The organism is Agrobacterium sp. B1(2019) (genome assembly GCF_008274755.1).
GTDB lineage: Bacteria > Pseudomonadota > Alphaproteobacteria > Rhizobiales > Rhizobiaceae > Agrobacterium > Agrobacterium salinitolerans.
On sequence record NZ_VTPB01000001.1, the window covers coordinates 455,250 to 478,450 of the forward strand.

The following is a 23,201-nucleotide window of genomic DNA, read 5'->3' on the forward strand; positions in this document are numbered from 1 at the left end:
AATCATACCGCTTAGGCGCTTTTTGTCGCGCTGCGAGCCCGCAGGACCGCCCAGAGGCCCAGAAGGAACATCGGCGTGGACAGCACCATGCCCATGGTCAGCCAGTTGCCGGCGAGATAACCGATCTGGGCGTCTGGTTCGCGGAAAAATTCCACGAAGATGCGCGATAGCGCATAACCGCAGACGAAGATGCCGGTGACGGTGCCGGGCGTCTTCAGCGCCCTGAAGGCATAGATGGCGATTGCAAGAACGATGACGAGCACGAGCCCTTCGAGGCCCGCTTCATAAAGCTGGCTCGGGTGCCGCGCAAAGGGGCCGCCGGTCGGGAAGACGACCGCCCATGGCACATCGGCAATGCGGCCCCACAGTTCGCCATTGATGAAATTGGCGATGCGGCCGAACAGCAGACCGATGGGGGCTACGGCCGCGACGACGTCGAACATGCTCCAGACCGGAATGCCGTTCTTGCGGGCGAAAAGGATCATGGCGATGGTGGTGCCGATCAGGCCGCCATGGAACGACATGCCGCCGTTCCAGATCTCGAACGCCCTGATGGGATTGGCAGCGACAGCGGCGAGATCGTAAAACAGGATGTAACCGATGCGGCCGCCAAGCACGATGCCGCCGGCCGCCCAGAGGATGAAATCGTCAAGATGCTGCGCCGAGATCGGCGACGTTTCGTTCGGCCACAGCCGATCCGTACGGGCGAGGCGGCGGGCGTAGAACCAGCCGAGCATGATGCCGGCGACATAGGCGATGCCGTACCAGTGGATCGAGAGCGGGCCGAGGGACAGCGCCACCGGATCGATATCGGGGAAGGGCATGATGGCGAGTTGGGTGGGAGCGGCTATCAATCCGTATATATTCCGTCATCGTTGTTGGGAGGACAACGGAACGAGCCATTGTCTCAAGGGGCCGGGCGATGATGCTCACCGGTCTCCCTGACGCCAAGGAAAATGGCGATTGCGATGGCGGCGGTCAAGGTGATTCTTCAAGCTCCGGCTCAAGATACCGTAGGTCACGCAAGCCTCGGGATTTTTCGATTTCGCTTGCAAGGCGACGGTGGAGCGCCTACCTGAAGGCTAGCAACAGCGGGCAAGACGATGCCTCTGAACCGACGAAGGATGAGCGCCATGAGCACGACAGGCACCAACCGTTTTCTGGATGAATTCGCCAAGCTGATGACCGATGCGGCAGGTGCCGCGCAGGGTGTGCGCAAGGAAGCCGAAGCGGCGTTTCACGCGCAGGCAGATCGCTGGCTCAACAGTCTGGATGTCGTCCGCCGTGAGGAATTCGACGCTGTTCGCGAAATGGCCATTCAGGCGCGGGATGAAAACGACGCGCTGCGCGCCCGCATCGAGGCTCTGGAAGCGAAGCTTTCGGCAGCGAAGGACTGATTCCTCGTAACTTTTCCAAAAAGCCCCGGATCGCAGGCGATTCCGGGGCTTTTTGTTTTTCGGCTCCCTTTGGCCGACTTGACCTCCGGTTGCCGAAAGTCGTGCCCGGACGCGAATTTTTTGGGCCTGTGGACACTTCCAAAAAACACAATCGGCAGAGTCGCTTAAGACTCTCGCCTGAGGTGATGGGGGAGGAGATATCCACTGTTCAAAAGGCAAAAATGGCGGGGAAGGGGTGGCAGCAGGACTCGGCCATTATACACTGATTTTAAATGATGATTCGAAAAGACCGGTAAGCTCCAGACAGGGTCAATGCGTAATTCTGGTGGTGTCGGGCAATCGTCTCAAATGTTTATCCCGGTTTGTATGTGCGTTTTGTGCCCGGCGTTCAAAACAGGACATCCCTACCGGCTGAGAAGGTGCCGCATGAGTCTGATAGAATTTGAAATTGAGCGTCAGTCCAATCCAGTCGATATGATCGAGATTGTCGCTGCCTCGAATGACTGGTCGTTCGAGCGGTCGGGCGAGGACGAGATTGCCATGACTGTGGCGGGCCACTGGGCCGACTACCATGTTTCCTTTGCGTGGATGGAGGATTTCGAAGCGCTGCATCTTGCCTGCGCCTTCGACATCAAGGTGCCGGACCAGCGGGTCAACGAAGTCATTCGCCTGCTTTCTCAGGTCAACGGTCAGGTGCTGATGGGGCATTTCGATCTGTGGCGCCAGGAAGATGTGGTGATCTTCCGCCAATCCCTGCTTCTGGCGGGCGGCGCCGAGCCGAACAACCAGCAGGTGGAAGTGCTGCTTTCCAGCGCGCTGGAGGCCTGCGAACAATATTATCAGGCATTCCAGTTCGTCGTCTGGTCTGGGCTGGATGCAAAAAGTGCAATCGAAGCGGTGATGTTCGAGACCGTCGGAGAAGCGTAAGATGGCGTATAAGGCATCCGGGCCGCTCGTCCTGGTGGGCGCCGGCAATATGGGCGGCGCCCTGCTTTCAGGCTGGCTGAAAAAGGGTGTGCCGGGATCGCAGGTCATAGTCATCGATCCGCGCCCTTCCGACGCCATGCGGACGACGATTGCGGAAGCCGGAGCCGCCCACAGCGAAAGCGTGCCCGAGGGCGTGAAAGCCGGTATTCTTTTCGTGGCGGTGAAGCCGCAGATGATGGAAGCCGTGCTGCCCTCGCTGAAACCCCTGCTCGGCGCGGATACTGTCGTTGTTTCGATTGCGGCGGGTACGACCATCGGGACGTTCGTTTCGCATTTCGGCAAGGTTGCCGCCGTGCGGGCCATGCCCAACACACCGGCCATGGTCGGCCGTGGCGTCACGGGTGCCTATGCCAACGAGCTGGTGACGCCGGAGCTTAAAACGGTGGTGGACGGGCTGCTGAAAGTCAGCGGCCCGGTCGAATGGGTGGATGCCGAAAGCGATATCGACGCGGTGACTGCGGTTTCGGGTAGCGGCCCGGCCTATGTCTTTTATCTGGTGGAATGCATGGCCGAAGCCGGCCGCAAGGCCGGTCTGCCCGCGGATGTGGCAATGCGTCTGGCGCGCGAGACTGTGGCCGGCGCTGGCGAGCTGCTGCATCAGTCCTCCGACGAGGCGGCGCGCCTGCGCCAGAATGTGACCTCACCGGGCGGCACCACGGCTGCGGCGCTTTCCGTATTGATGGCCGAAGACGGCATGCAGCCTCTGTTCGACAGGGCGGTCGCTGCCGCGAAAGCCCGCGCCGAAGAGCTGGCGGGCTGAAGGGGCAAGGCCATGAGCGGTGAAATTTCCTACGCCGATTTCGAGAAGGTCGATATCCGCGTCGGCACCATCATCGAAGCCGAGCCTTTTCCCGAAGCGCGCAAGGCTGCCTTCAAGGTGAAGATCGATTTCGGGCCGGAGATCGGCGTCAAGAAGTCGTCGGCGCAGATCACGGTGCATTATACGCTGGAAAGCCTTGTCGGCCGGCAGGTTCTGGGTGTGGTGAATTTTCCGCCGCGCCAGATCGGGCCCTTTCGGTCTGAGGTCCTGACGCTCGGTTTTGCCGATGCGAATGGCGATATCGTGCTTGCCGCCGTTGAGCGGTCGGTGCCGAACGGCGAGAAAATGTGCTGACCGGCGCGTTTGCTGCTAAGCCGGAATTTTGACGATTACCCGCAATCCGCCCATCGGGCTTTCATCCAACGATACGTCGCCGCCATGGCTGCGAGCGATGTCGCGAACGATGGAGAGGCCAAGGCCCGTGCCCGAGGCATTGAGGTTGCGCGCTTCGTCCAGCCGGAAGAACGGCTTGAACACATCCTCGCGTGAATTCTCCGGTATGCCCGGCCCGTCATCGTCAAAGGTCATGATGATGGAGCGTGGCGCCTTGCGGATATCGATGTGGAGATTACTGGCGTAGCGCCTTGCATTTTCCGCCAGATTGGCGACGAGCCGGGACAGTGCATTGGGCCGCGCGATGATCCTCTCGATATTATAGAGTTCGTAGCTGAATTTCTTGCCGTGCAGCTCGAAATCATGGCCGATTTTTTCAAGAAGGGCTGGAAGCTCCAGCGTGCCGACATCCTCTTCGACATCGGTGCGGGCGAAGGTCAGATAGGCCTCCAGCATCGACTGCATGTCCTCGACATCCTTGTCGAGCCCCTCGAGATCGGGATTTTCGCCTGCGAGCGCCAGTTGCAGCTTGAAACGGGTGAGAATGGTGCGCAGATCGTGGCTGACGCCGTTCAGCATGGCGGTGCGCTGCTCCATCTGCCGCTCGATACGCTCGCGCATCAGGATGAAGGCGAGGCCGGCGCGCCGCACCTCGTCCGCGCCGCGCGGGGAATAACCGCTGATCTTCTGACCCCTGCCAAAGTTTTCGGCCGCCTTGGCAAGGGCTTCGATCGGCTTGATCTGGCCGCGGAGGAACAGGATCGAAATGGCGATCAGCACCAGCGATGCGCCGACCATCCAGACAAGGAAGATATGTGTGTTCGAGGCATAGGCCGCGCTGCGGCTGGTAAAGACGCGCAGTGTCTTGTCTTCCAGCTGTACGCGGATTTCCACGAGTGAACCGTTGCCATAAGTGTCGATCCAGAAAGGCCTGCCGATCTGCTGGGTGAGTTGATCTGCCAGGATTCTGTCAAGAATGGAAAACAGCGGCTCCGGTCTCGGAGCAGGCAGATCCGTCTTCGGTTCGATATAGACGCTCAGCCCCAGCTTGTCGCGGGCAATGCGGATGACGCGCTGATAGTCGTCTTCCTCCGGGTCCGTCTGCAGGAGCTCGATGAGCGCGGCGATATCGCGCGTCACGGCGGAGGAGAGGCGTTCCGTCACCAGCTGCCAATGCCGTTCCATGAAGACCGCAGCGACCACGCCCTGAAGCAAGATCATCGGCAGGATGATGATGAGCAGAGAGCGTGTGTAAAGGCCGGTTGGCAGCCAGTGGCGCAACCACCTGCCGGAAAGGCGCCAGGCCCTGGCCACGCCGCTTTTTTTGACCGTGCTCAGAAAATCGAGGCTCGCCATGACCGTGCGTCCGCCCTTCGTTGGTTGCTCGTCAGTCCACGCTCAGGCGGTAACCGATGCCGCGTACCGTTTGCAGATAGACAGGATTGGCAGGGTCGTCCTCGATCTTGCGGCGAAGACGGTTGATCTGCACGTCAATGGTTCTTTCGCCCACTTCCGATTCCGCTTCCACCAGTTCGTGGCGGGGAATGGTATCGCCGGCGCGCAGCGCAAAAAGCAGCATGATCTCCTGCTCGCGATCCGTCAGGCGGATTGTTTCGGGGCCGCGCCGCAATTCCTTCTTGGGGATGGAGAAGCTGTAGGGGCCAAACATGATCTGTTCGATCTTGGGCGTATCGGGCGAGGTATTGCGCCGCAGGATATTGTTGATGCGCAGGACGAGTTCGCGCGGGTCGAAGGGTTTCGCGAGATAATCGTCCGCTCCCGCTTCCAGCCCGGCGATGCGCGAATCCGCTTCCGAACGGGCGGTCAGAAGGATGACCGGCACGGATTTGTTCTCGTTCAGCGAGCGGGTCAGCGAAAGCCCGTTCTCGCCCGGCATCATCACGTCGAGGATGAGCAGGTCGAAACGGATGCCCATCATTTTGCGCCGGGCTTCGGCCGCATCGGCCGCCACGGAGATACGATAGCCCTTGTCGCCCAGAAAGCGCTGCAGGAGATCGCGAATGCGGGCGTCATCGTCGACGATCAGGAGATGCGCCGCATCGTCATCCGCCGGTGGACGTTTTGTCGGTGCTTGCGCCATCGTCACTCGTCCTCCACGGTCGTCGTCGGGCTGCGCATCTGCGCCAGAAACTTGCGCACGCAGGCGCGGGCGTCCGGCCCGAGACCTTCCAGCGCGCGGTCGATGCGGCGCGATTGCGGCTCGCTTAGCGCCAGCGCCAGTTCGCGGCCCGTCAGCGTGGGGTAAAGCCTGCGCTGGCGACGGTCTTCCGGGCCCGCCATCTGGCGAATGTAACCGTCATCGATCAATTGCTTCAGCACACGGGCAAGGCTCTGCTTGGTGATCTGCAACGTATCGAGCAAATCCGCCACCGTCATGCCCGGCTGCCGGCTGACGAAATAGACCACCCGGTGATGCGCCCGCCCATATTCCAGTTTCGATAAAATGACATCGGGATCGGAGACGAAATCGCGATAGGCGAAAAACAGCGCCTCGATCGTGTCGAAGTCGATCTTGCCGTCGTCAACCTTCGGGAGTGCCGGTGTTTGCCTGGAGGCGGCGGTTTTGAGCGATTGCGGTGGCACTGCGGTTCCTTCATATCCTGCGGCTGTCTGATCATAGGCTGACAGGCGTCGATGCGCCAATATTCTGTAAACATAGCCGAAAATGCGTCCGCTCGGGAGAATGCCGCCGATCATTTTCTGTTGCGGTGGATAATATGGCGCGGGTGCGGGTGCAACTGGAATCCTGAGTGACACTTACCTGAAATAGAAAAGAGCGCGGAAACTCCGCGCTCTCCTTCATTTTTTGTCGTAATGACGATGTTACTGGTAAACGTAGACAATACGGCGGGTTGAAGGCTCTACGAGAACAGGCACGTCATTCACCCGGACATAGCGGTACTGATAGTCAGGGACCTCCACAAGGCGGGTATCGGCCGGCAGGACGCTACCTATGGCAATATCGCCGTCATAGGTGACGGTATCGGCAGGGTGTTCATCAATATAGGTAATGACCGACTGCGGCGGATCGACTTCACCGACACGGCCAAGGTTCGGGTCACCGGGGTTAGGCTCCGCCTGAACGCTTGAGGTCTTTTCATAGGTTACGACCGGCACGCTCAGTTCCGCGCGGCGTTCCTTCAGAATGACGGGCGAACCTTCATACATGACGTTCAGGTAGTCCGCATGAGCCCAGCCGCGCAGGCCGTTCACCTCAATGCGGCACCAACTGCTGCCATCCATGCAGCCATCAAGCACGGCGTTGCTGCCGCGCGTGGCAAGGCCGATTTCGGGATAATCCTCACCGGGGCCGGAACGAACAGAAATATCCGAGGCGGTTGTTGCGACCATGGCGGCATTTGCATAGCCTGCCATCAAGGCAAAGGCGCCACCAGCGATCAGCATTTTAAGCGTCTTGTCCATGTGTCTCACTCCTTTCAAGACTGGTGCTACAACGTCGCAACCATCCGGGCGTTCCACATTTTTCGGCGAGATGATGCCTACAGACAGGGCGTGTTCGTGCTATCTGCCTGTATGGCATAGGGATTTTCTTAACGAATTCGTGGGCTGAAAATGGGCGTCACCTGTCGCCATTGTGCCGCAACCGGTCGCGGGCTATAGGAGGCGGGAGCTTTCAGGCAGGAGACGCAGGATATGGGAAAGTTGCAGGCGGGCATTATTCCGGTTACGCCATTCGAGCAGAATTGCACTATCCTGTTTGATCAGGACACCAAGGAGGGCGTCGTTGTCGATCCCGGTGGGGATGTGGACGTCATTCTTCAGGTCGTCGCTGAAAATGGCGTCACGCTGAAGGAGATCTGGCTGACGCATGGGCATCTTGACCATGCCGGCGGTGCTGACGAACTGCGTGAAAAGCTGTCGCTACCGGTCATCGGGCCGCATGAGGACGACCGTCCTTTGCTAGAAAGGATTGAGGCGCAGGCCGAAAAATACGGCGTTGGCGGTCTTCGGAATGTCGCGCCCGACAAATGGCTCAAGGACGGCGACAGGGTATCCTTCGGGGACAACGTCTTCGAAGTCTATCATTGTCCGGGCCATGCGCCCGGCCATGTCATATATTATAACCGCGACCAGAACTTCGCCCATGTCGGGGACGTGCTGTTTTCGGGATCGGTGGGGCGGACAGACCTGCCGGGCGGAAACCACGAGCAATTGATGGCGTCCATTCGCGACAAGCTCCTGCCGCTGGGCGACGATGTCGGTTTCATCTGCGGCCACGGCCCGGGTGGACGGCTGGGTGAGGAACGGCTCACCAACCCCTATCTTAAAGGGCTCTGAGCGCCGGCCTACTAGAACTCTTTGTTTTGGCGCATTTCCGGACGGAAAACCGGATTCCACTTTTCCTGGAAATGCTCTAAGACCCGCGGGACCGCACAAAAAAACCCGGCATTCCTGCCGGGCTTCAACTAGAAAAGAAAGCCGTTTTAGGGTCAGCCAGCAATCTGCAGATTGACTGCCTTCGGCCCCTTGCCGCGACGATCCGGTTCCGTGTCGAAGCTCACTTTCTGATTTTCTGAAAGTCCGGACAGGCCGGAAGCCTGTACGGCAGAGATGTGAACAAAGATATCAGCGCCACCATTATCTGGCTTGATGAAGCCGAAGCCTTTGTCTGTATTGAAGAATTTTACGGTGCCAGTTTCGGCCATGCATTAGGTCCTTTTCGCTCTGCCCGCGTTCAGCTACAGGCAGCATTACAGTTTTGCCCCGCGTGGGCGTTGGCAGGCAGTTTTTGACTATTGAGAAAAAGGACCTTCGCAGCGGGAAGTAATGGCGTTCTCATCCAACGTTTTTCGTCCCACCGCCCGAGGTTTATAGCGTCCCCAGTGCGCAAATTTATAGGCCTTCCCATGCTCGCAAATTGCCCGAACCGCGGTAGAGTGATGCGTTTATCGAAAATTGGCAAGCAAAAGTTTTCACGGGCTTTTTGTCAGATAAAAAACCTGCGGTAGAATAACGGCGCGTAATCGCATAATTTTTCCGCAGAAGTGATAATCGATGAAATAATTGCCGTTCTCCGCAGGATTTTGCGGCAAAATTTGAGTGCAGCGCCCGGATTTAGGACGGGATGAGAAAAATGAGTTCTTTTTGCGTCAGGCCGCTCCGGCCATGGATTTTTGCCGTTTTCGCGTCAGTTCCGGCACCAGTTCGACGATCAGGATCGCGACGAATATGATCAGGCAGCCGACATAGCCGGCGCCGGAAATGGTTTCATTCAGGAAAATCGAGGCCAGCAAAGCGCCGAAAAGCGCCTCCGATGACAGGAATATCGCGGCCTGAGGGGCGGTGGTGTAACGTTGGCCGATGACCTGCAGCACGAAGGCGAGGCCGGATGAGACGAGGCCGACATAGAGGATTTCCGCCAGCGACGCTTCGATGGAGGCCAGGCTGATCGGTTCGAACACGACACCGATCATGCAACTAAGAAGGGAGCAAACGGCGAACTGGGTGCAGGAAAGCACGAGCGGCCTTCCGCTTTCGGAGACGAAGCGCCCGGCCAGCGTGATCTGGATCGCCCAGAAAAAGGCGCAGATGATGCTGAGAATATCGCCCGTGGTCAGCGCCTCGAAAGCGCCTCCGGAGAGCAGGAATATGCCGCCCAACATCATCAGCGCGCCCGGCCAGACGATCCAGTGGGGATGGCGGCGGTAAAGCACGACGGCGATCACGGGTACGAAGATGACGTACAGACCGGTCAGGAAGCTGGAATTGGTGACGGTCGTGGTCAGAAGCCCGACCTGCTGGGTGGTGGCCCCGCCGAACAGGGCAAGTCCCACGAGGATGAAGCTGCCGATTTCGCGCCGGCGCGGCGGCGATTTCAGCGATCGTGTTTCCATGAGCGCGAAGGGCAGTACGGCGATGGCGGCGATGGCGAAACGCAGGCCGACGAACCAGAAAGGGCCGATCGAGGCCATGGCGGAGGATTGCGCGACAAAGCCGCCGCCCCAGATTGCTGCGGCGAGCAGAAGCAGCATATTGGCCTGAATACGCGTCATTATTTGGCACCAGCACAGCAGGGCCGGAAGATCACTCAGTCGCGGCCGTGGCAAACAGGGGAGTTTTGAAATATCGATCCGCGAAGCGGATGATTGTTTCCGGCTGCTTTAGCAGCAACATGCCGAGGCCGCAAGTCGAGGGGAGGGCCGCTTATTTATAGCGACGGGCCTCATCCTTCAGACTGCGCCGGGTGAGCATCAGGCCGCCGACGCCAAGGCCGATGAAGGCTGCGGCCGAAAGGACGATGAGCAGGATATGAGGCCCCGCCTGCATGGTCGCCGCTACCTGCGGAATGGCGGACGTATGCAGGGTATCGACCGCCTGCGTGGCGGCGTTGGCCGAGGTTGCTATGCCGGCGGCCATGGTGACGATGACGAGAAAAGCCGCAACGGCCATCCAGAGGGAAAACAGCGTTCTCTGCGCCCTTAACCTTTCAACGGAAGTCCGATCGTTGGTAAACATGGCTATCGCCTCTTGTCCCTGTTCTTAAAGGATAAGAGAGGCTTCGAAATGGACGGCTTGGAGACGGAATTCTGGCGTTCTGGGGTATTTATTGCGGCAATATTGTGGCCAAGCCTGATATGGAAGCCGTTTGGTCGCCCATGGCGTCAGAGGCGGCGTTTTCCGAAGGTGCGGGTCTGGCGCAGCGGGTGCGGATCGGCCGGGCGTTCTTCCCCGAAAAATGCCGGTGGCGCAGCACCCCTCTCCGCCCTTGGCGAGGTGAGATATTCACTGCCGAGTTCCGGGAAACGCGCGTCGAAACTGGTGGGGGCAAGTTCGGGCTTTGCCAGCACGTAGCCCTGCATCAGCAGGACGCCGAGTTCCTCGCACAGATCGACCTGCCATGCGGCTTCCAGTCCCTCGAAGACCGGTTCTATGCCATCGGCGCGAAACTGGCTGACGATGACGCGTAGAAGGGCGGCGCCCGCTGAATTCTGCATGAAATCGCGCACCCAGCCGGCTTCGAATTTCACATAGTCCGGCTTGATGAGCTTTACCCGGTCAATGTCGGAATCGCCGGCGCCATAGTCATCGAGCGCGACGCGAAAACCGATATCGTGCATGTGATAGGCGAAGTCAGCGACCATCTGCGTGTCGGAGGCTTTTTTCTCGGAGATTTCGCATACGATGCGGTCCGCCGTCATGCCGGCCTCGTGAGCGGCAAGACGCATGCGCTCCACTTCCTGGCGCATCTTGGCCGGCGTCTGGAACAGGCCCGGATGGAAATTGACGAAGATGCGGGCGCGGGACCGGTTGAGCCTGCCGGTGTTGAGAATGTGGATCGTGCGCAGGATGCTGTCGATATTTTCGATGTCTTCAGACGCCACAAGCGAGAAGAATTCACCTGGCGTCACCGGCTCGCCGTTGCGGTGCGGCCGCACCAGACCTTCGAAGGAATCGATGTCGAGGACGCCGCTTGCCGTGCGGCGGAAAATCGGCTGCAGGGCCGATTTCAGGTTGAAGGTGCGATAGACCGTGGACCATGTGCCATCGACCTCGCGGACAAGACTGGAAAAGATGCTTTTGGGCGCCATTTTTCAACCAGCTATAGAGACACGACCCCTAGGCTCGCCAATGTAGCGTATCAAGCGTTACTTCCGGGTTAAGGAAGGTTTAAATTCTCCGCTGCGGCACATAAGCCGGCTTTTGACCTTGAAAGAAGGCCTGTCTTTCGACATAGAAAATGCCGCAGATGACAAGTTTTCCAACCTCTGCTGATGTCAACCCCAATAGGACCGATTAAAAATGGCCTTCCTTGCCGACATTCTCTCCCGCGTAAAGCCATCCGCCACTATCGCCGTTACCCAGAAAGCCCGTGAGCTGAAAGCGAAGGGCCGCGATGTGATCAGCCTTGGCGCCGGCGAGCCGGATTTCGATACGCCCGAAAACATCAAGGAAGCGGCCATCGACGCCATCAAGCGCGGCGAAACGAAATACACGCCGGTTTCGGGTATTCCGGAACTGCGCAAGGCCATTGCCGACAAGTTCAAGCGTGAAAACGGCCTGGACTACAAGCCGGAGCAGACGATTGTCGGCACCGGCGGCAAGCAGATTCTCTTCAACGCCTTCATGGCCACGCTGAACCCGGGTGATGAAGTCGTCATTCCGGCGCCCTACTGGGTCAGCTATCCGGAAATGGTGGCGATCTGCGGCGGTACGCCGGTTTTCGTCAACGCCACGCTGGAAGACAATTTCAAACTGAAGCCGGAAGCGTTGGAAAAGGCGATCACGCCGAAGACCAAGTGGTTCGTCTTCAACTCGCCCTCCAACCCGTCGGGTGCGGCCTATTCGCATGATGAGCTGAAGGCGCTGACGGACGTGCTGGTCAAGCATCCGCATGTCTGGGTGCTGACGGATGACATGTACGAGCACCTGACCTATGGCGATTTCAAATTCGTCACCCCTGTCGAAGTCGAGCCTTCGCTCTATGACCGCACGCTGACGATGAACGGTGTCTCCAAGGCCTATGCCATGACGGGCTGGCGTATCGGTTACGCTGCCGGCCCGCTGCCGCTGATCAAGGCCATGGACATGATCCAGGGCCAGCAGACCTCGGGCGCGAGCTCGATTGCACAGTGGGCCGCTGTCGAAGCCTTGAACGGCACGCAGGATTTCATTCCGGCGAACAAGAAAATCTTCGAAGGCCGTCGTGACCTCGTTGTCTCCATGCTCAACCAGGCCAAGGGCATCAGCTGCCCGGCTCCTGAAGGCGCATTCTACGTTTATCCGTCCTGCGCCGGCCTGATCGGCAAGACCGCGCCGTCGGGCAAGGTCATTGAGACGGATACGGATTTCGTGTCCGAGCTTCTGGAAGCCGAAGGCGTCGCCGTCGTGCAGGGATCGGCTTTCGGCCTCGGCCCGAACTTCCGCATCTCCTACGCCACGTCGGAAGCGCTGCTGGAAGAAGCCTGCAAGCGCATCCAGCGCTTCTGCGCCGATTGCCGCTGATCGGTTGTGATCTTAACTGAAGAAGCCCGGCAGCGATGCCGGGCTTTTTTCGTTTCGGTCAAAGCCCCAGAAACAGAAGCATGATGAAGGTGGCGAAGAGAATGAAGTGCGTCATCCCCTCGATCGCATTGGTTTCACCGTCATTGAGGTTGATGGCGGCGGCGATGAGGGTGATGAAAACCATGACGGTCTGAACCGGCGTCATGGCCATAATGAAGGGCTGACCGGTGTAAAGCGCGATGCCCTCCATCACAGGCACGGTCAGGATGACCGTCGACAGCGATGCGCCCATGGCGATATTGACCACGGCCTGCATGCGGTTGCGCAAGGCGGACCGGAGCGCGGTGAGGATTTCCGGCGATGCCGAGATCGTGGCCACCACGACCGCCATCAGCGCCGGCGGCGCGCTTGTGCCCTCGAGGCTTTCGCTTAAGAAGGCCGCCATGAATTCCGCCAGCACACCGATCAACACCACGCCGGCGATGATAAGGCCGATGGAGAGCGGTACGCTGCCCTCGTCCTCCTCTTCCGCATGGCCGTCAGATGCCTGGCCGGCCGGATGTGACTTCCGGGGATAGGCGTAGCTGAAGAAATAGCTGTGCGGGCCGACCTGCATTTTGAGGAAAAGGGCATAAAGCGCGATCATCGCGACGATGGTGAAGGCGGAGTAGACATGCCAGCTTTCCTTGGGAATGAATTCCGGCACGATCATCGAAATACCCATGGCCGTGAGGATCATTACGCCATAGGTCTTGCCGGAATCGTCATTGTAGGGCTGCTCGCCGTGGCGAAGACCGCCGAGCAGCGCCGCGAGACCAAGAATACCGTTGATGTCGATCATCACGGCGGAGTAAATCGTATCCCGAACCAGAGTGGGTGAACTGGACTCGCTCATGATGATGGCGAGGATCAGCACTTCGACGGCAACCGCCGACAGCGTCAGGATCATCGTGCCGTAGGGATCTCCGACTTTGGCCGCGAGGATTTCGGCGTGATGGGCAACCCGCATCGAGATGAGGACGATGAGCCCGATCAGCGCTATCGCGGCAATCAGCGCCGCCGTCTTTCCAGCTTCGAATATTGCATGTTCGGCCAGATAGGCGAGGATTGCCGCCGGTATCGCCAGCAAGAGCATCCGCTCCCGTTTCAAAATAGAACCCACCATTGATTTCCCTTCCCCTTGTCGTCGCAGGCTGTGACGTATCGTCCCTCAGTTCAAGCAGGATTTGCGCTTGAATGCTTTTGGTAGGATAGTGGTGTCGCAGGACATGCTGCTCATGCCGCGCTGTCCCATCGGGTGCAATGCTTGAAACGCGGTTGTGGTTGCCATGTCGCCTACCGATACAGGAGGACCATGCATGACCAAAGTGGTGTACGAGATCGTCGAACATGACGGAGGCTTCGCCTACCGCATGAACGGCGCTTATTCCGAAACATTTCCCACCTATGCCGATGCCCGTGAGGCTGCGCGTATTGTCGCTGCAGAACAGCAGGTGGGCGGCGATGACGAGGAAATCAGCTATCAGGATGAAAGCGGCCACTGGCATGAGGAATACAGCCAGGGTGGCGACCGGCCGGAAGCCGAGGTGGTCGACAAGACGACGCAGCAGGCTAGACCGTTTTGATGAGCGTGCGCGGGATACCCGGTGAGACGAGCCTTACGTGCGACATCGATGCCAAGTCGGCATTAACGCCGTTTGGGCGGAGCACTCGGGTCGGTTTCCTTAAGATGACCCTTGAGGCCTTCGACGAGGGCGCTGAACGCGGCACGGCATCGCGGCGAGGTCTTGAGGTTCTCGTGCATCGCGACCCAGGTATGGAGCGGGATGTCGATGTTTGGGAGAACCTGAACCAGCCGTGGGTCCTTGCGGGCCAAGCCAATCTGACAGACACCGATGCCCGCGCTGGCGCGGATCATGGCAAGCTGGGCGAGATTGCTGTCGGCGCGGATTTCAAAGGAAATTTCCTCAATATCGGGTATGTCCGGATCGAGTGAGCGCATCCGTTGGATAGCTGCCCGGATAAAAGGCGTTTTGCGGTCGAAACCGACCATCCGGTGGCGGTTCAGATCTTCCATGCTCGTCGGGGTGCCGGCTCTTGCCAGATAGTCGCGCGTCGCGTGAAATCCCAGGCGGAAATTGCCGATGTAACGCATGACGATTGCATCCTGCAGCGGCTCGGTCATGCGGATGGCGATATCGGCTTCACGCCTCAAAAGATCTTCAAGTGTATCGGACAGCGAAAGCTCGATCTCAAGCCGGGGGTGAACCTCCTGCATGGCGGTAATGATTGGCGGCAGCATTTCCACGCCGATGATGTCAGAGGCGCTGATGCGCACCGTGCCTTCGATCTTGCCGACTTCGCCGGAGGCCGCGCGCATGAGGGCGGCGGTCGTCGCTGCCAGATTTTCCGCATAGGGACGAAGCGCAAGTGCTGCTTCCGTCGGCATCAACCCATGGGGCGAGCGGATGAACAGCGGAAAACCAACGGCCTCCTCCAGTGCCCCGATATGGCGTCCTGCCGTCGGTTGGGTGATGCCAAGCTCGCGCGCGGCGGCAGACAATGAACCGTCGCTCAGCACGCTGAGGAAGGTGCGGTAGAAATCCCAGCTGATATCGCGGTTCTTCGTCATAATATTTTGTATAGCCGCTCCACTGATTTCGACAATTTCGTATATCGCACATCGGGTCGATACTCCAGACACACAAAGGAGTATGACAATGTCAATCGAGAACGATGCAAGTGCAGTGCAGGATGGGCGGCCTCTGGCTCTCGTCTTGGGAGTGAACGGCGGTGTCGGTGGTCAGGTTTCGCGAATGCTGCTGCAAAGGGGCTGGCGGCTAAGGGCGATGACTCGCCGAAGGCCAGCGTCTGAAGTCGCTGGCGACATCGAATTCGTGACAGGCGATGCGATGAACCGGCAGGATGTTCTCAACGCGGCGCAGGGCGCTCAGCTCATCGTCCATGCCGTTAATCCTCCCGGCTATAGCGATTGGGAAAAGCAGGTCGTGCCGATGCTGGACAACACGATCGCCGCCGCCGAAAGCTGCGGCGCCAGGATAGTCTTTCCCGGTACGGTCTATAATTTTGGTTCGGACGCCTTTCCGTTGCTGACCGAAGAGAGCCCCCAAACGCCGTTTACGCGCAAGGGCGCGTTGCGTGCGGAGATGGAGCGGCGGCTGAAAATGGCGTCGACGCGTGGCGTGCCTATGCTGATTGTTCGGGCGGGGGATTTTTTTGGGCCGGACGCCAGAAACAACTGGTTTTCGCAGATGCTGGTGAAGCCCGGAAAGCCGGTTCGCAGCGTCCAGAATCCCGCCGCCCCTCGTGCGGGACACCAATGGGCCTATCTGCCTGACGTGGCGGAGACGATCGGTCGGCTGCTGGACCGGGCAGATGAGCTTCCGGCTTTTGCCGTCTATCACATGGAGGGTTTCTGGGATTTCGACGGGCTGCAATTGGTTGAAGCCATCGAGCGGGTTGTCGGTCACCCGGTCAAGCGGCGGCGGCTGTCCTGGGCGGGCATCAAATTGGCTGCGCCCTTCGTTCCCCTGTTCCGCGAAGTGCTGGAAATGCAATATCTCTGGCAGATGCCGATCCGGATGAGCAACCGCAAGCTGACGGATTTCCTTGGAGCGGAACCCAGAACACCGATCGATGTCGCGATATCGACGACATTGGCGAGCCTCGGCTGCCTCGAGCAAAGGCGGCGCGCGGCGAGCCTTGCTCAACCGGCCGATGCCGGGGGCAGGGTGTGATGGCGACGGTCGTGATTGGGGTGTCGGTTTGGCGTCGCCTGTTTGTCGTGATCTCGGCAAGTGTGCCGTTACTGATTTTCGCGCAGGTGCTGCTGGCCGGGCTATCTATCTATTATGACGGATCGCTGATTTTGCTGCACAAGGGGCTCGGTCTTCTGATCTCGGTTCCGATCCTGTCACTGGTAATCCTCGCTCTGCGATACGACGAGTTGCGGCCCAATCTTGGCCGCGCGCTGGTCCTGCTCGGTCTCTATTGTCTTCAGGTGGCGCTGATGAGCATTGGCAGGGAAACGGGCAATGGTTTTCTGCAGGCGCTGCATGTGCCCAACGCTTTTGTCATGGGCGCGTTTTCGGACTTCGTCGCGCGGCAGGCGCGAAGCCCGCGCTGAGAGAAAAACGCCGCATCGCTTTCAGGCAATGCGGCGTCTTTGTTTTATCCTCGATCAGGCGAGCGCCGGATAGTCAGTGTAACCCTCGGCCCCGCCGCCATAGAAGGTAGGCTGGTTCGGTTCATTCAAAGGCGCGTTGTCCTTGAAGCGGCGGACCAGATCCGGATTGGCGATGAAGGCCTTGCCGAAGGCGACGGCATCGACCTTGCCACTTTCCACGGCTTCGATGGCGCTCTCGCGGTCATAGCCATTATTGGCGATCCACAGGCCCTTGCCGCCGGCATTGCGATAGGCGGCCTTGAAGGCGGCGTAATCGAAAGGCTTGTCGCCCTGCTTGAAATCGCGCGGGCCGCCAGTTGCGCCCTCGACGACATGGATGAAGGCGAGATTGCGCTTGCCGAGCTGTTCCACCACGTAATTGTAGAGCGGCTGCGGGTCGGCTTCGAAAATATCGTTGGCCGGGGTAACGGGGGAAAGACGGATGCCGGTGCGACCGGCGCCGATCTCCTCCGCAACCGCATCAACGACTTCCAGCAGGAAGCGGGCGCGGTTTTCGATAGAGCCGCCATAATCATCCGTGCGCTGGTTGGTGCTGGATTTCAGGAACTGCTCGATCAGGTAACCATTGGCGGCATGGATTTCGACACCGTCGAAACCGGCTTCCAGCGCTGCGCGTGCGCCGCTGCGGTAATCCTCGAGGATGAGACCGATATCGTCGATGGTGAGCGCGCGGGGCTCGGAGGTTTCGGCAAAGGCCCCGGTGCCGTCATCATTGATGATATAGGTCTTCGACTTCGCCGGAATGGCGGAAGGAGCAACCGGCTGGCCGCCATGCGGCTGTAGTGAGACGTGGGAAATGCGGCCCACATGCCAGATCTGCGCAACGATCTTGCCGCCGGCCGAATGCACGCCGTCGGTGATCTTCTTCCAGCCCTCGATCGCTTCCCGCTTGTAGAGGCCTGGAACGTCTGCGTAGCCCTGACCCTGCTGGGAAATCGGCGTGCCTTCGGTGACGATCAGCCCGGCCGTGGCGCGCTGTTCGTAATAGGTGGCGTTGAGATTGTTGGGAATTGCGCCCGGCGAACGGTTGCGGGTGAGGGGGGCCATGACGATACGGTTGGCGAGCACGATATCCCCGGCCTGTGCCGGTTCGAAAAGACTGGTCATGCGACTTCACTTTCTGGTCGGTTGGCGAAATTGCGCGGTGGACGCGCTGTCTTTCTGTCTGGGCGCCGGAGTGAAAACCACGCTTCGGTTTCCAGCCCGGCGCCTCGAGGCTCAAAGCTTGGGAGGCTCAGAGATTGGCTTGCAGATAATTGCGGAAAGCGTCGATGGTTTCTTCGTTCCGTTCGAAAAACACCCATTGCCCAACCTTTTTCGACCTGATGAGGCCAGCCGCCTGCAATACCGCCAGATGCGACGAGACGGTGGATTGCGACAGGCCGCTGATCTGAAACTGGTTGGCGCACACGCCCATGCTAAGCGGATGCTCCTGACAGAAGTGACTCTCCGGCCGCTTCAGCCATTCCAGAAATTTCAGCCTTGCGGGGTGCGAGAGGGCTTTGAGGATTTCCTCCGGGTTCATCGATGTTTCTTCAATATCTGCCATGTCCGATATTTATATCGGTCTTTATCGATATACAAGTCACGTCTCTGTGAGGCCCCCCGGGCTTGAACGTTCCCCAAAAAAGAAGGCCGCTGGATCTCTCCGCGGCCTGACAAGTTTGAAGGTCAGAAACCTCCAGAGGGGAACAGCTGTCGCGTGCCTTGGGCGAACGTGACAGCCAACTAAGATATGGGTGTGGGAATAATGCAAAACAAGGTTGCATCGTGCGATATTTCGCCAATTCGGAGAAAATTCTTGCGGGTAAAAAAAGAGGGCCGCCGGATAGATCCAGGGCCCTTTAAGTGTGAAGGTCAAAAACCTCCAGAGGGGAACAGCTGATGCGGTGGAACTGGGAGGAAAAGCCACCGTGTGCATCAGCTGAGTGCGATATGATGCTTATTTGTGCACGAAACAACTCTTTTTTGTGCAGGTCAGGCATGCGCACCACGCACCCCTCGATATTTCCGGTATATTTTATGTGCAAAGCTGAAAAGGGGCGCCTGTGCGCCCCTCTTGCTTTTATCTTTGTAAGGTTTTGAATTTTAAAGGTTATTCTTTGACGCCGATTATTTTAACGTCAGAAGTTCCAGTTCCGGGCCTTGGCGACGATGAAGTCGCGGAAAGCCTTCAGCTTTGCAGCGTTTTTCATTTCGTCCGGATAGCAGAAATAGGTATCGAATGACGGAATATCTGCCGCAAGCGAAAGCTGTATGAGGCCGGGATCGCGACCGACGATATAATCAGGCAAACAGGCGATGCCTATCCCCAGCAGGCAGGCGCGCTTGATCGATGTCTGGCTGTTGATCTGCAGATGCGGCGTGCGCGTGTTGTCGGAAGACCGTCCGGCATTTTCCAGCCAGTTGACATCAAGCAGATAGTTGGGTGCCGGCTCGCCGAAGGAGATGATGCGGTGATTGTCGAGATCCTCGATCGACTGCGGCTCTCCGTGACGGTTGATATAGGACGGCGCGGCATAGACGTGCATATGCACCGTGAACAGCTTGCGCTGAATGAGGTCCGACTGCTGCGGCTGGCGCAGGCGGATGGCGCAATCGGCGTGGCGCATGTTCACGTCCAGCTCCTCATTGTCGAGGATGAGCTGGATCGACATTTCCGGGTAGAGCTGCAGGAATTCCTGCACCTTGTCCGTCAGCCAGCCCTGGCCGAGACCGACGGTCGTCGTCACGCGCAGCTTGCCGCTCGGCTTCTCCGTCGTTTCGGTGAGTTGCATCTTCACCGTTTCAAGCTTCAGCAGCACGTCGTGGGCGGTGCGATACAGTAGTTCGCCCTGTTCGGTGAGGATGAGGCCGCGAGCGTGGCGATGGAACAGCTTGACGCCGACATCCTGTTCCAGCGCGCTGACCTGACGGCTGATGGCCGACTGGGACAAATGCAGCTTGTCGGCAGCATGGGTGAAAGACCCCGCTTCGGCTGCGGCATGAAAAATGCGCAGTTTATCCCAGTCCAATGGCATTGCCATGCCTATCCTGCCTTTCGGTTATTCCGCTGCGACAGCAAGCGGTTGATGCGCGGTGAGATAACGTTCCGCTTCGAGCGCCGCCATGCAGCCCATGCCGGCGGCGGTGATCGCCTGACGGTAAATGTCGTCGGTGACGTCGCCGGCTGCGAAGATGCCTTCCACGTCGGTAGCGGTGGAATCGGGGGCGGTCCACATGTAGCCGTTGTCTTTCAGCTTCACCTTGCCCTTGAACAACTCGACTGCCGGGGCGTGTCCGATGGCGACGAAGACACCGTCGATGGGGGTGTCGCTGATGACTCCGGTCTTGGTGTCACGCAGTCGCACACCCGAAACGGAGGGCGGCATGGGCGGCTTGGCCGGTGCGCCGGTGATTTCGGCGATTTCCGTGTTCCACAGGATCTTGACGTTTTCCTTGGCGAACAGGCGCTCCTGCAGGATTTTTTCCGAGCGGAAGCTGTCGCGGCGGTGCACCACTGTCACGGATTTGGCGATATGGGCGAGATAGAGCGCTTCTTCCACGGCGGAATTGCCGCCGCCGACCACGATCACATCCTTGTTGCGATAGAAGAAACCGTCGCAGGTAGCGCAGGCGGAAACACCGAAGCCCTGAAATTGCTGTTCGCTTTCGATGCCGAGCCATTTGGCCTTGGCGCCGGTGGCGATGATCAGCGTATCGGCCGTCCAGACCTGACCGGAATCGGTCTTGACAACGAAAGGCCGTACGGTGGTGTCAACTTCGGTGACGAGGTCGCTGACGATTTCCGCGCCCACATGCGTCGCCTGCTTCAGCATCTGGTCCATCAGCCATGGGCCTTGGATCGGATCGGCGAAACCCGGATAGTTTTCCACGTCCGTGGTGATCATCAATTGCCCGCCCTGTTCCATGCCGGCAATCAGCACGGGTTTCAGCATGGCGCGGGCCGCGTAGATCGCTGCCGTATAGCCAGCGGGACCAGAGCCTATGATCAATACCTTCGTATGGCGGACAGACATGGAAATATTCCTTCTCAATAACGGGGTCTGCGCTCGAGGGCCTTCCAGCCGCAAGACGGCGGACAGGCCGCAACCCCTTCGTTGCCCGGTATTTAAGGTTGTCTACTGTCTTTATTCAAGGGCAGCCTTGCGTTACCAACAAGGCAGTTGTGGATGCGCGCGCAATTTTGTGACCGGGCGGTGGCATAATGTTGCGAATCCCGTGCCGAATAGTACAAGGAAGTTCTACAGCTTAACGAGGTACTCCTCCGTGACCAGCGTCGAACTCGATGCCATCGATCTGAAAATCCTGCGCGAATTGCAGCGCGACGGGCGCATGACCAATGTGGAGCTGGCCGAAAGGGTCGGTATATCCGCGCCGCCATGCCTCAGGCGCGTCCGCAAGCTGGAAGAGGCGGGTGTGATCGAGGGCTATCACGCCATGTTGAACGCGCCGAAGCTCGGTTTCGATCTCGTCGCCTTCTGCATGATCGGTCTCAAACGCCAGTCGGACAGCAATCTGAAGGCTTTTGCGGCGGCAACCGCTGGCTGGTCGCTGGTGCGGCAGGCGTGGATGGTGTCGGGCGAAAGCGACTTTCTGCTGCATTGCGTGGCCAAAAACCTGACGGAATTTCAGGATTTCGTCATTGAGGTTCTGACGGCGGACGAAAATGTCGATACGGTGCGCACCATGCTCACCATCCGTCAGGTGAAGCGCGTCGGTCTGGTGGAAATCTGATCGGCCGGCTTTTCGTTGACTTCGGAGGGGGGCATTACCTCCGCCGCAACGCCTCGTAGACTTCGCCGAGACTTGTCGCTTCCTTTTCCAGCGGAAAAGTGCTGCGCATGTGCGCAAGTCCGGCACCTGCGTGGGCTTTGGCCAGAGCAGGATCGGCGAGATAGATCTTTATCGCATCTCTCAGCGCGACATAGTCACCCGCATCAACTACCGCCCCGGTCTTGCCGGTGACAATCATTTCCTCGTAGGCGCCGGCATTGCTGGCGACAACGGCCGTTTCCGAGGCCATGGCTTCGAGCGGCGTCAGGCCAAAACCTTCATTGCGGGATGGGGCGACATAAAGCGTCAGCCTCCGGTACCAGGGCTTGATGTCGTCCACCTCACCCTGAAACACGATGCGGTCCGAAAGGCCGGCCGCGGCGACATCGGCCTTGAGCGCATCACCAAAGGCCTTGTGTTCTGCTGTAACGCGGCCGGAAACTACAGCGGTCCATTCCAGGTGGTGGGGCAAAAGCTCTATCATGGCGCGCACGAAGAGGTCGGTGCCCTTCTGGTGACGCACCCGTCCAAAGCAGCCGATGAGATATTGTCCCGGCAGACCGGTCGCGGCGATGGCGTCCTCGGGTCCGGTCGCCGGGTGGAACAGGTCGGTATCGACGCCATGCATGATAACGCGATGGGGTACTTCCAGAAACGAGCCGGAACGGGTGCTGGTCGCAACCACGGCGTCCATCTTCGAAATCAGAAAGCGTGTATAGGCGGAATGCCGTCTCTGCGCTGCGGAGGTGAACAGAAGCTTCACCTTCATGCGCAGCACGTCACGCATGAGAAGACCCGGCAACATTTCGAGGTTGCGACGGGCATGCCAGATGCGCGGGCCGCCCTGCGGACCGTCCTGCCAGAGCCGCCACAGATCACGAAAACGCACACGCGGCAGATGCGGCGGCAGGCCGGGGCCGATGACGGCGACCTGCTGTCCCAGCCGGTTCTGCACCGGTATCAACTGAACGATGGTTGAGGTGACGCCGGAGAGCCTGCGTTTGAAGTTCGGCGCAAGCACCTGCACATCTTTCAGACTGACGTGGGACAAGATGGGCTTCCGTCTTTGCGGCTAATTTGGGGGGGGTATGACAATAAGAGGCAATGCGCCTGCGTGGGGCGCATTGCACGTGGGGGGAGCGTCAGCCCCACTGAACCGCGAGAATCTCATAGCCCTTGGCGCCGCCCGGAGCGTTGACTTCGATGCTGTCGCCGACTTCCTTGCCGATGAGCGCGCGGGCGATGGGCGAAGAAATGGAGATGCGACCGGCCTTCACATCGGCTTCCTGGTCGCCAACGATCTGGTAGGTCTTTTCCTCATCGCTATCCTCGTCCACCAGCTTGACGGTGGCGCCGAACTTGATCTTCGAACCCGACATCTTGGAGAGATCGATGACTTCCGCGCGCGCGGTCAGGTCTTCGAGTTCGGTGATGCGGCCTTCATTGTGGCTCTGTGCTTCCTTGGCAGCATGGTACTCGGCGTTTTCCGAAAGGTCGCCATGGGCGCGCGCTTCCGCAATCGCCTCGATGATACGGGGGCGTTCCTCCTGCTGGCGCCAGCGCAGCTCCTCCTGAAGCTTTACGAATCCACCCTGAGTCATCGGTACTTTTTCTACCATTTTTTTATCCTTCGCATTCCGGTCGCTATACTTGCAGACACAAAAAGAAACAGGTTCCGGAGAGGAACTCCGGAACC

At 59.0% G+C, this 23,201-nt stretch carries 27 protein-coding genes; 10 read left to right on the forward strand and 17 right to left on the reverse strand.

Features of this window, described 5'->3' with window-relative positions:
- Window positions 1-11: 11 nt before the first annotated feature.
- Window positions 12-824, reverse strand: a complete 813-nt coding sequence (gene lgt, locus AGR1_RS02230) for a prolipoprotein diacylglyceryl transferase (protein WP_162927498.1) — start codon at window positions 822-824, stop codon at window positions 12-14.
- Between the two features lie 309 nt (window positions 825-1,133).
- Between lgt and AGR1_RS02235 the strand changes: the two genes are divergently transcribed.
- The 4 genes from AGR1_RS02235 (at window position 1,134) to AGR1_RS02250 (ending at window position 3,498) form a co-directional block, all read left to right on the forward strand.
- The gene (locus AGR1_RS02235; protein WP_003522871.1) at window positions 1,134-1,397 is read left to right on the forward strand and encodes an accessory factor UbiK family protein; all 264 of its coding nucleotides are present in this window, start codon (window positions 1,134-1,136) and stop codon (window positions 1,395-1,397) included.
- Between the two features lie 426 nt (window positions 1,398-1,823).
- Entirely contained in the window at window positions 1,824-2,324 is a 501-nt protein-coding gene (locus AGR1_RS02240; RefSeq protein ID WP_052818067.1) for a YbjN domain-containing protein, read from the forward strand.
- 1 nt (window position 2,325) lies between these two features.
- Window positions 2,326-3,144, forward strand: a complete 819-nt coding sequence (gene proC / locus AGR1_RS02245) for a pyrroline-5-carboxylate reductase (protein WP_080790167.1) — start codon at window positions 2,326-2,328, stop codon at window positions 3,142-3,144.
- 12 nt (window positions 3,145-3,156) lie between these two features.
- A complete protein-coding gene (locus tag AGR1_RS02250) occupies window positions 3,157-3,498 on the forward strand; it encodes a tRNA-binding protein (RefSeq protein WP_149146065.1) in 342 nt (113 codons plus the stop codon).
- Window positions 3,499-3,513: 15 nt separating this feature from the next.
- On the opposite strand, the gene AGR1_RS02255 is transcribed toward AGR1_RS02250, so the two are convergent.
- From AGR1_RS02255 to AGR1_RS02275, 4 genes are all read right to left on the reverse strand, one after another.
- Window positions 3,514-4,893: an ATP-binding protein gene (locus AGR1_RS02255; protein ID WP_149146066.1), complete on the reverse strand. Its 1,380-nt coding sequence runs from the start codon at window positions 4,891-4,893 to the stop codon at window positions 3,514-3,516.
- 31 nt (window positions 4,894-4,924) lie between these two features.
- Window positions 4,925-5,638 carry a response regulator transcription factor gene (locus tag AGR1_RS02260; protein ID WP_077983101.1) on the reverse strand — a complete coding sequence of 238 codons (714 nt, stop codon included), beginning with the start codon at window positions 5,636-5,638 and terminating at the stop codon, window positions 4,925-4,927.
- 2 nt (window positions 5,639-5,640) lie between these two features.
- Window positions 5,641-6,141: a MarR family transcriptional regulator gene (locus AGR1_RS02265; RefSeq protein WP_077983063.1), complete on the reverse strand. Its 501-nt coding sequence runs from the start codon at window positions 6,139-6,141 to the stop codon at window positions 5,641-5,643.
- 240 nt (window positions 6,142-6,381) lie between these two features.
- Entirely contained in the window at window positions 6,382-6,981 is a 600-nt protein-coding gene (locus tag AGR1_RS02275) for a DUF1236 domain-containing protein (RefSeq protein WP_142911723.1), read from the reverse strand.
- Between the two features lie 231 nt (window positions 6,982-7,212).
- On the opposite strand from AGR1_RS02275, the gene AGR1_RS02280 reads away from it, so the two are divergent.
- Window positions 7,213-7,857 carry an MBL fold metallo-hydrolase gene (locus tag AGR1_RS02280; RefSeq protein ID WP_149146067.1) on the forward strand — a complete coding sequence of 215 codons (645 nt, stop codon included), beginning with the start codon at window positions 7,213-7,215 and terminating at the stop codon, window positions 7,855-7,857.
- A 152-nt stretch (window positions 7,858-8,009) separates the two neighbouring features.
- On the opposite strand, the gene AGR1_RS02285 is transcribed toward AGR1_RS02280, so the two are convergent.
- The 4 genes from AGR1_RS02285 to AGR1_RS02300 all read right to left on the reverse strand — a co-directional run bounded on the left by AGR1_RS02285 (window position 8,010) and on the right by AGR1_RS02300 (window position 11,108).
- Complete coding sequence (locus tag AGR1_RS02285) at window positions 8,010-8,225, reverse strand: cold-shock protein (RefSeq protein WP_003494703.1); 216 nt, start codon at window positions 8,223-8,225, stop codon at window positions 8,010-8,012.
- Window positions 8,226-8,669: 444 nt separating this feature from the next.
- Window positions 8,670-9,572 (reverse strand): DMT family transporter, encoded by a 903-nt coding sequence (locus AGR1_RS02290; protein ID WP_149146068.1) that lies wholly within the window; start codon window positions 9,570-9,572, stop codon window positions 8,670-8,672.
- Window positions 9,573-9,723: 151 nt separating this feature from the next.
- Window positions 9,724-10,035: a hypothetical protein gene (locus AGR1_RS02295; RefSeq protein WP_149146069.1), complete on the reverse strand. Its 312-nt coding sequence runs from the start codon at window positions 10,033-10,035 to the stop codon at window positions 9,724-9,726.
- A 146-nt stretch (window positions 10,036-10,181) separates the two neighbouring features.
- Complete coding sequence (locus AGR1_RS02300; protein ID WP_149146070.1) at window positions 10,182-11,108, reverse strand: EAL domain-containing protein; 927 nt, start codon at window positions 11,106-11,108, stop codon at window positions 10,182-10,184.
- A gap of 211 nt (window positions 11,109-11,319) precedes the next feature.
- Between AGR1_RS02300 and AGR1_RS02305 the strand changes: the two genes are divergently transcribed.
- Window positions 11,320-12,522, forward strand: coding sequence for a pyridoxal phosphate-dependent aminotransferase (locus tag AGR1_RS02305; protein ID WP_149146071.1), 1,203 nt, complete (start codon window positions 11,320-11,322; stop codon window positions 12,520-12,522).
- Between the two features lie 58 nt (window positions 12,523-12,580).
- On the opposite strand, the gene AGR1_RS02310 is transcribed toward AGR1_RS02305, so the two are convergent.
- Window positions 12,581-13,687, reverse strand: a complete 1,107-nt coding sequence (locus AGR1_RS02310; RefSeq protein ID WP_149146072.1) for a calcium:proton antiporter — start codon at window positions 13,685-13,687, stop codon at window positions 12,581-12,583.
- A gap of 193 nt (window positions 13,688-13,880) precedes the next feature.
- On the opposite strand from AGR1_RS02310, the gene AGR1_RS02320 reads away from it, so the two are divergent.
- Complete coding sequence (locus AGR1_RS02320; RefSeq protein WP_077983072.1) at window positions 13,881-14,147, forward strand: DUF2188 domain-containing protein; 267 nt, start codon at window positions 13,881-13,883, stop codon at window positions 14,145-14,147.
- A gap of 62 nt (window positions 14,148-14,209) precedes the next feature.
- Here the strand turns inward: AGR1_RS02320 and AGR1_RS02325 are convergent, their stop codons facing one another.
- Window positions 14,210-15,154 carry a LysR family transcriptional regulator gene (locus tag AGR1_RS02325; RefSeq protein WP_149146073.1) on the reverse strand — a complete coding sequence of 315 codons (945 nt, stop codon included), beginning with the start codon at window positions 15,152-15,154 and terminating at the stop codon, window positions 14,210-14,212.
- A gap of 88 nt (window positions 15,155-15,242) precedes the next feature.
- Here AGR1_RS02325 and AGR1_RS02330 point away from each other — a divergent pair, with 88 nt between their 5' ends.
- Window positions 15,243-16,280: an NAD-dependent epimerase/dehydratase family protein gene (locus AGR1_RS02330; RefSeq protein WP_149146074.1), complete on the forward strand. Its 1,038-nt coding sequence runs from the start codon at window positions 15,243-15,245 to the stop codon at window positions 16,278-16,280.
- The gene (locus AGR1_RS02335) at window positions 16,280-16,669 is read left to right on the forward strand and encodes a DUF6220 domain-containing protein (RefSeq protein ID WP_149146075.1); all 390 of its coding nucleotides are present in this window, start codon (window positions 16,280-16,282) and stop codon (window positions 16,667-16,669) included. The genes AGR1_RS02330 and AGR1_RS02335 overlap by 1 nt, the downstream gene beginning before the upstream one ends.
- Before the next feature lie 54 nt (window positions 16,670-16,723).
- On the opposite strand, the gene AGR1_RS02340 is transcribed toward AGR1_RS02335, so the two are convergent.
- From AGR1_RS02340 to trxB, 4 genes are all read right to left on the reverse strand, one after another.
- Window positions 16,724-17,836, reverse strand: coding sequence for an alkene reductase (locus AGR1_RS02340; RefSeq protein WP_080790195.1), 1,113 nt, complete (start codon window positions 17,834-17,836; stop codon window positions 16,724-16,726).
- Window positions 17,837-17,963: 127 nt separating this feature from the next.
- On the reverse strand, window positions 17,964-18,254 hold the full coding sequence (locus tag AGR1_RS02345; RefSeq protein WP_080790196.1) for a metalloregulator ArsR/SmtB family transcription factor: 291 nt from the start codon (window positions 18,252-18,254) through the stop codon (window positions 17,964-17,966).
- Between the two features lie 598 nt (window positions 18,255-18,852).
- Window positions 18,853-19,749, reverse strand: coding sequence for a LysR family transcriptional regulator VtlR (locus AGR1_RS02350; protein ID WP_020011327.1), 897 nt, complete (start codon window positions 19,747-19,749; stop codon window positions 18,853-18,855).
- A 24-nt stretch (window positions 19,750-19,773) separates the two neighbouring features.
- The gene (gene trxB / locus AGR1_RS02355) at window positions 19,774-20,748 is read right to left on the reverse strand and encodes a thioredoxin-disulfide reductase (RefSeq protein ID WP_080790198.1); all 975 of its coding nucleotides are present in this window, start codon (window positions 20,746-20,748) and stop codon (window positions 19,774-19,776) included.
- A gap of 250 nt (window positions 20,749-20,998) precedes the next feature.
- Here trxB and AGR1_RS02360 point away from each other — a divergent pair, with 250 nt between their 5' ends.
- Window positions 20,999-21,466 carry an Lrp/AsnC family transcriptional regulator gene (locus AGR1_RS02360; RefSeq protein WP_004430414.1) on the forward strand — a complete coding sequence of 156 codons (468 nt, stop codon included), beginning with the start codon at window positions 20,999-21,001 and terminating at the stop codon, window positions 21,464-21,466.
- 34 nt (window positions 21,467-21,500) lie between these two features.
- Here the strand turns inward: AGR1_RS02360 and AGR1_RS02365 are convergent, their stop codons facing one another.
- Window positions 21,501-22,556 (reverse strand): glycosyltransferase family 4 protein, encoded by a 1,056-nt coding sequence (locus AGR1_RS02365; protein ID WP_149146076.1) that lies wholly within the window; start codon window positions 22,554-22,556, stop codon window positions 21,501-21,503.
- Window positions 22,557-22,647: 91 nt separating this feature from the next.
- Entirely contained in the window at window positions 22,648-23,124 is a 477-nt protein-coding gene (gene greA, locus AGR1_RS02370) for a transcription elongation factor GreA (RefSeq protein ID WP_003522847.1), read from the reverse strand.
- Between the last annotated feature and the right edge of the window lie 77 nt (window positions 23,125-23,201).

Bases quoted from the DNA above. Each gene is read 5' to 3' on its own strand.
- lgt (WP_162927498.1), bottom strand. From the start codon at position 824: ATGCCCTTCCCCGATATCGATCCGGTGGCGCTGTCCCTCGGCCCGCTC.
- AGR1_RS02235 (WP_003522871.1), top strand. From the start codon at position 1,134: ATGAGCACGACAGGCACCAACCGTTTTCTGGATGAATTCGCCAAGCTG.
- AGR1_RS02240 (WP_052818067.1), top strand. From the start codon at position 1,824: ATGAGTCTGATAGAATTTGAAATTGAGCGTCAGTCCAATCCAGTCGAT.
- proC (WP_080790167.1), top strand. From the start codon at position 2,326: ATGGCGTATAAGGCATCCGGGCCGCTCGTCCTGGTGGGCGCCGGCAAT.
- AGR1_RS02250 (WP_149146065.1), top strand. From the start codon at position 3,157: ATGAGCGGTGAAATTTCCTACGCCGATTTCGAGAAGGTCGATATCCGC.
- AGR1_RS02255 (WP_149146066.1), bottom strand. From the start codon at position 4,893: ATGGCGAGCCTCGATTTTCTGAGCACGGTCAAAAAAAGCGGCGTGGCC.
- AGR1_RS02260 (WP_077983101.1), bottom strand. From the start codon at position 5,638: ATGGCGCAAGCACCGACAAAACGTCCACCGGCGGATGACGATGCGGCG.
- AGR1_RS02275 (WP_142911723.1), bottom strand. From the start codon at position 6,981: ATGGACAAGACGCTTAAAATGCTGATCGCTGGTGGCGCCTTTGCCTTG.
- AGR1_RS02280 (WP_149146067.1), top strand. From the start codon at position 7,213: ATGGGAAAGTTGCAGGCGGGCATTATTCCGGTTACGCCATTCGAGCAG.
- AGR1_RS02285 (WP_003494703.1), bottom strand. From the start codon at position 8,225: ATGGCCGAAACTGGCACCGTAAAATTCTTCAATACAGACAAAGGCTTC.
- AGR1_RS02290 (WP_149146068.1), bottom strand. From the start codon at position 9,572: ATGACGCGTATTCAGGCCAATATGCTGCTTCTGCTCGCCGCAGCAATC.
- AGR1_RS02295 (WP_149146069.1), bottom strand. From the start codon at position 10,035: ATGTTTACCAACGATCGGACTTCCGTTGAAAGGTTAAGGGCGCAGAGA.
- AGR1_RS02300 (WP_149146070.1), bottom strand. From the start codon at position 11,108: ATGGCGCCCAAAAGCATCTTTTCCAGTCTTGTCCGCGAGGTCGATGGC.
- AGR1_RS02305 (WP_149146071.1), top strand. From the start codon at position 11,320: ATGGCCTTCCTTGCCGACATTCTCTCCCGCGTAAAGCCATCCGCCACT.
- AGR1_RS02310 (WP_149146072.1), bottom strand. From the start codon at position 13,687: ATGGTGGGTTCTATTTTGAAACGGGAGCGGATGCTCTTGCTGGCGATA.
- AGR1_RS02320 (WP_077983072.1), top strand. From the start codon at position 13,881: ATGACCAAAGTGGTGTACGAGATCGTCGAACATGACGGAGGCTTCGCC.
- AGR1_RS02325 (WP_149146073.1), bottom strand. From the start codon at position 15,154: ATGACGAAGAACCGCGATATCAGCTGGGATTTCTACCGCACCTTCCTC.
- AGR1_RS02330 (WP_149146074.1), top strand. From the start codon at position 15,243: ATGTCAATCGAGAACGATGCAAGTGCAGTGCAGGATGGGCGGCCTCTG.
- AGR1_RS02335 (WP_149146075.1), top strand. From the start codon at position 16,280: ATGGCGACGGTCGTGATTGGGGTGTCGGTTTGGCGTCGCCTGTTTGTC.
- AGR1_RS02340 (WP_080790195.1), bottom strand. From the start codon at position 17,836: ATGACCAGTCTTTTCGAACCGGCACAGGCCGGGGATATCGTGCTCGCC.
- AGR1_RS02345 (WP_080790196.1), bottom strand. From the start codon at position 18,254: ATGAACCCGGAGGAAATCCTCAAAGCCCTCTCGCACCCCGCAAGGCTG.
- AGR1_RS02350 (WP_020011327.1), bottom strand. From the start codon at position 19,749: ATGCCATTGGACTGGGATAAACTGCGCATTTTTCATGCCGCAGCCGAA.
- trxB (WP_080790198.1), bottom strand. From the start codon at position 20,748: ATGTCTGTCCGCCATACGAAGGTATTGATCATAGGCTCTGGTCCCGCT.
- greA (WP_003522847.1), bottom strand. From the start codon at position 23,124: ATGGTAGAAAAAGTACCGATGACTCAGGGTGGATTCGTAAAGCTTCAG.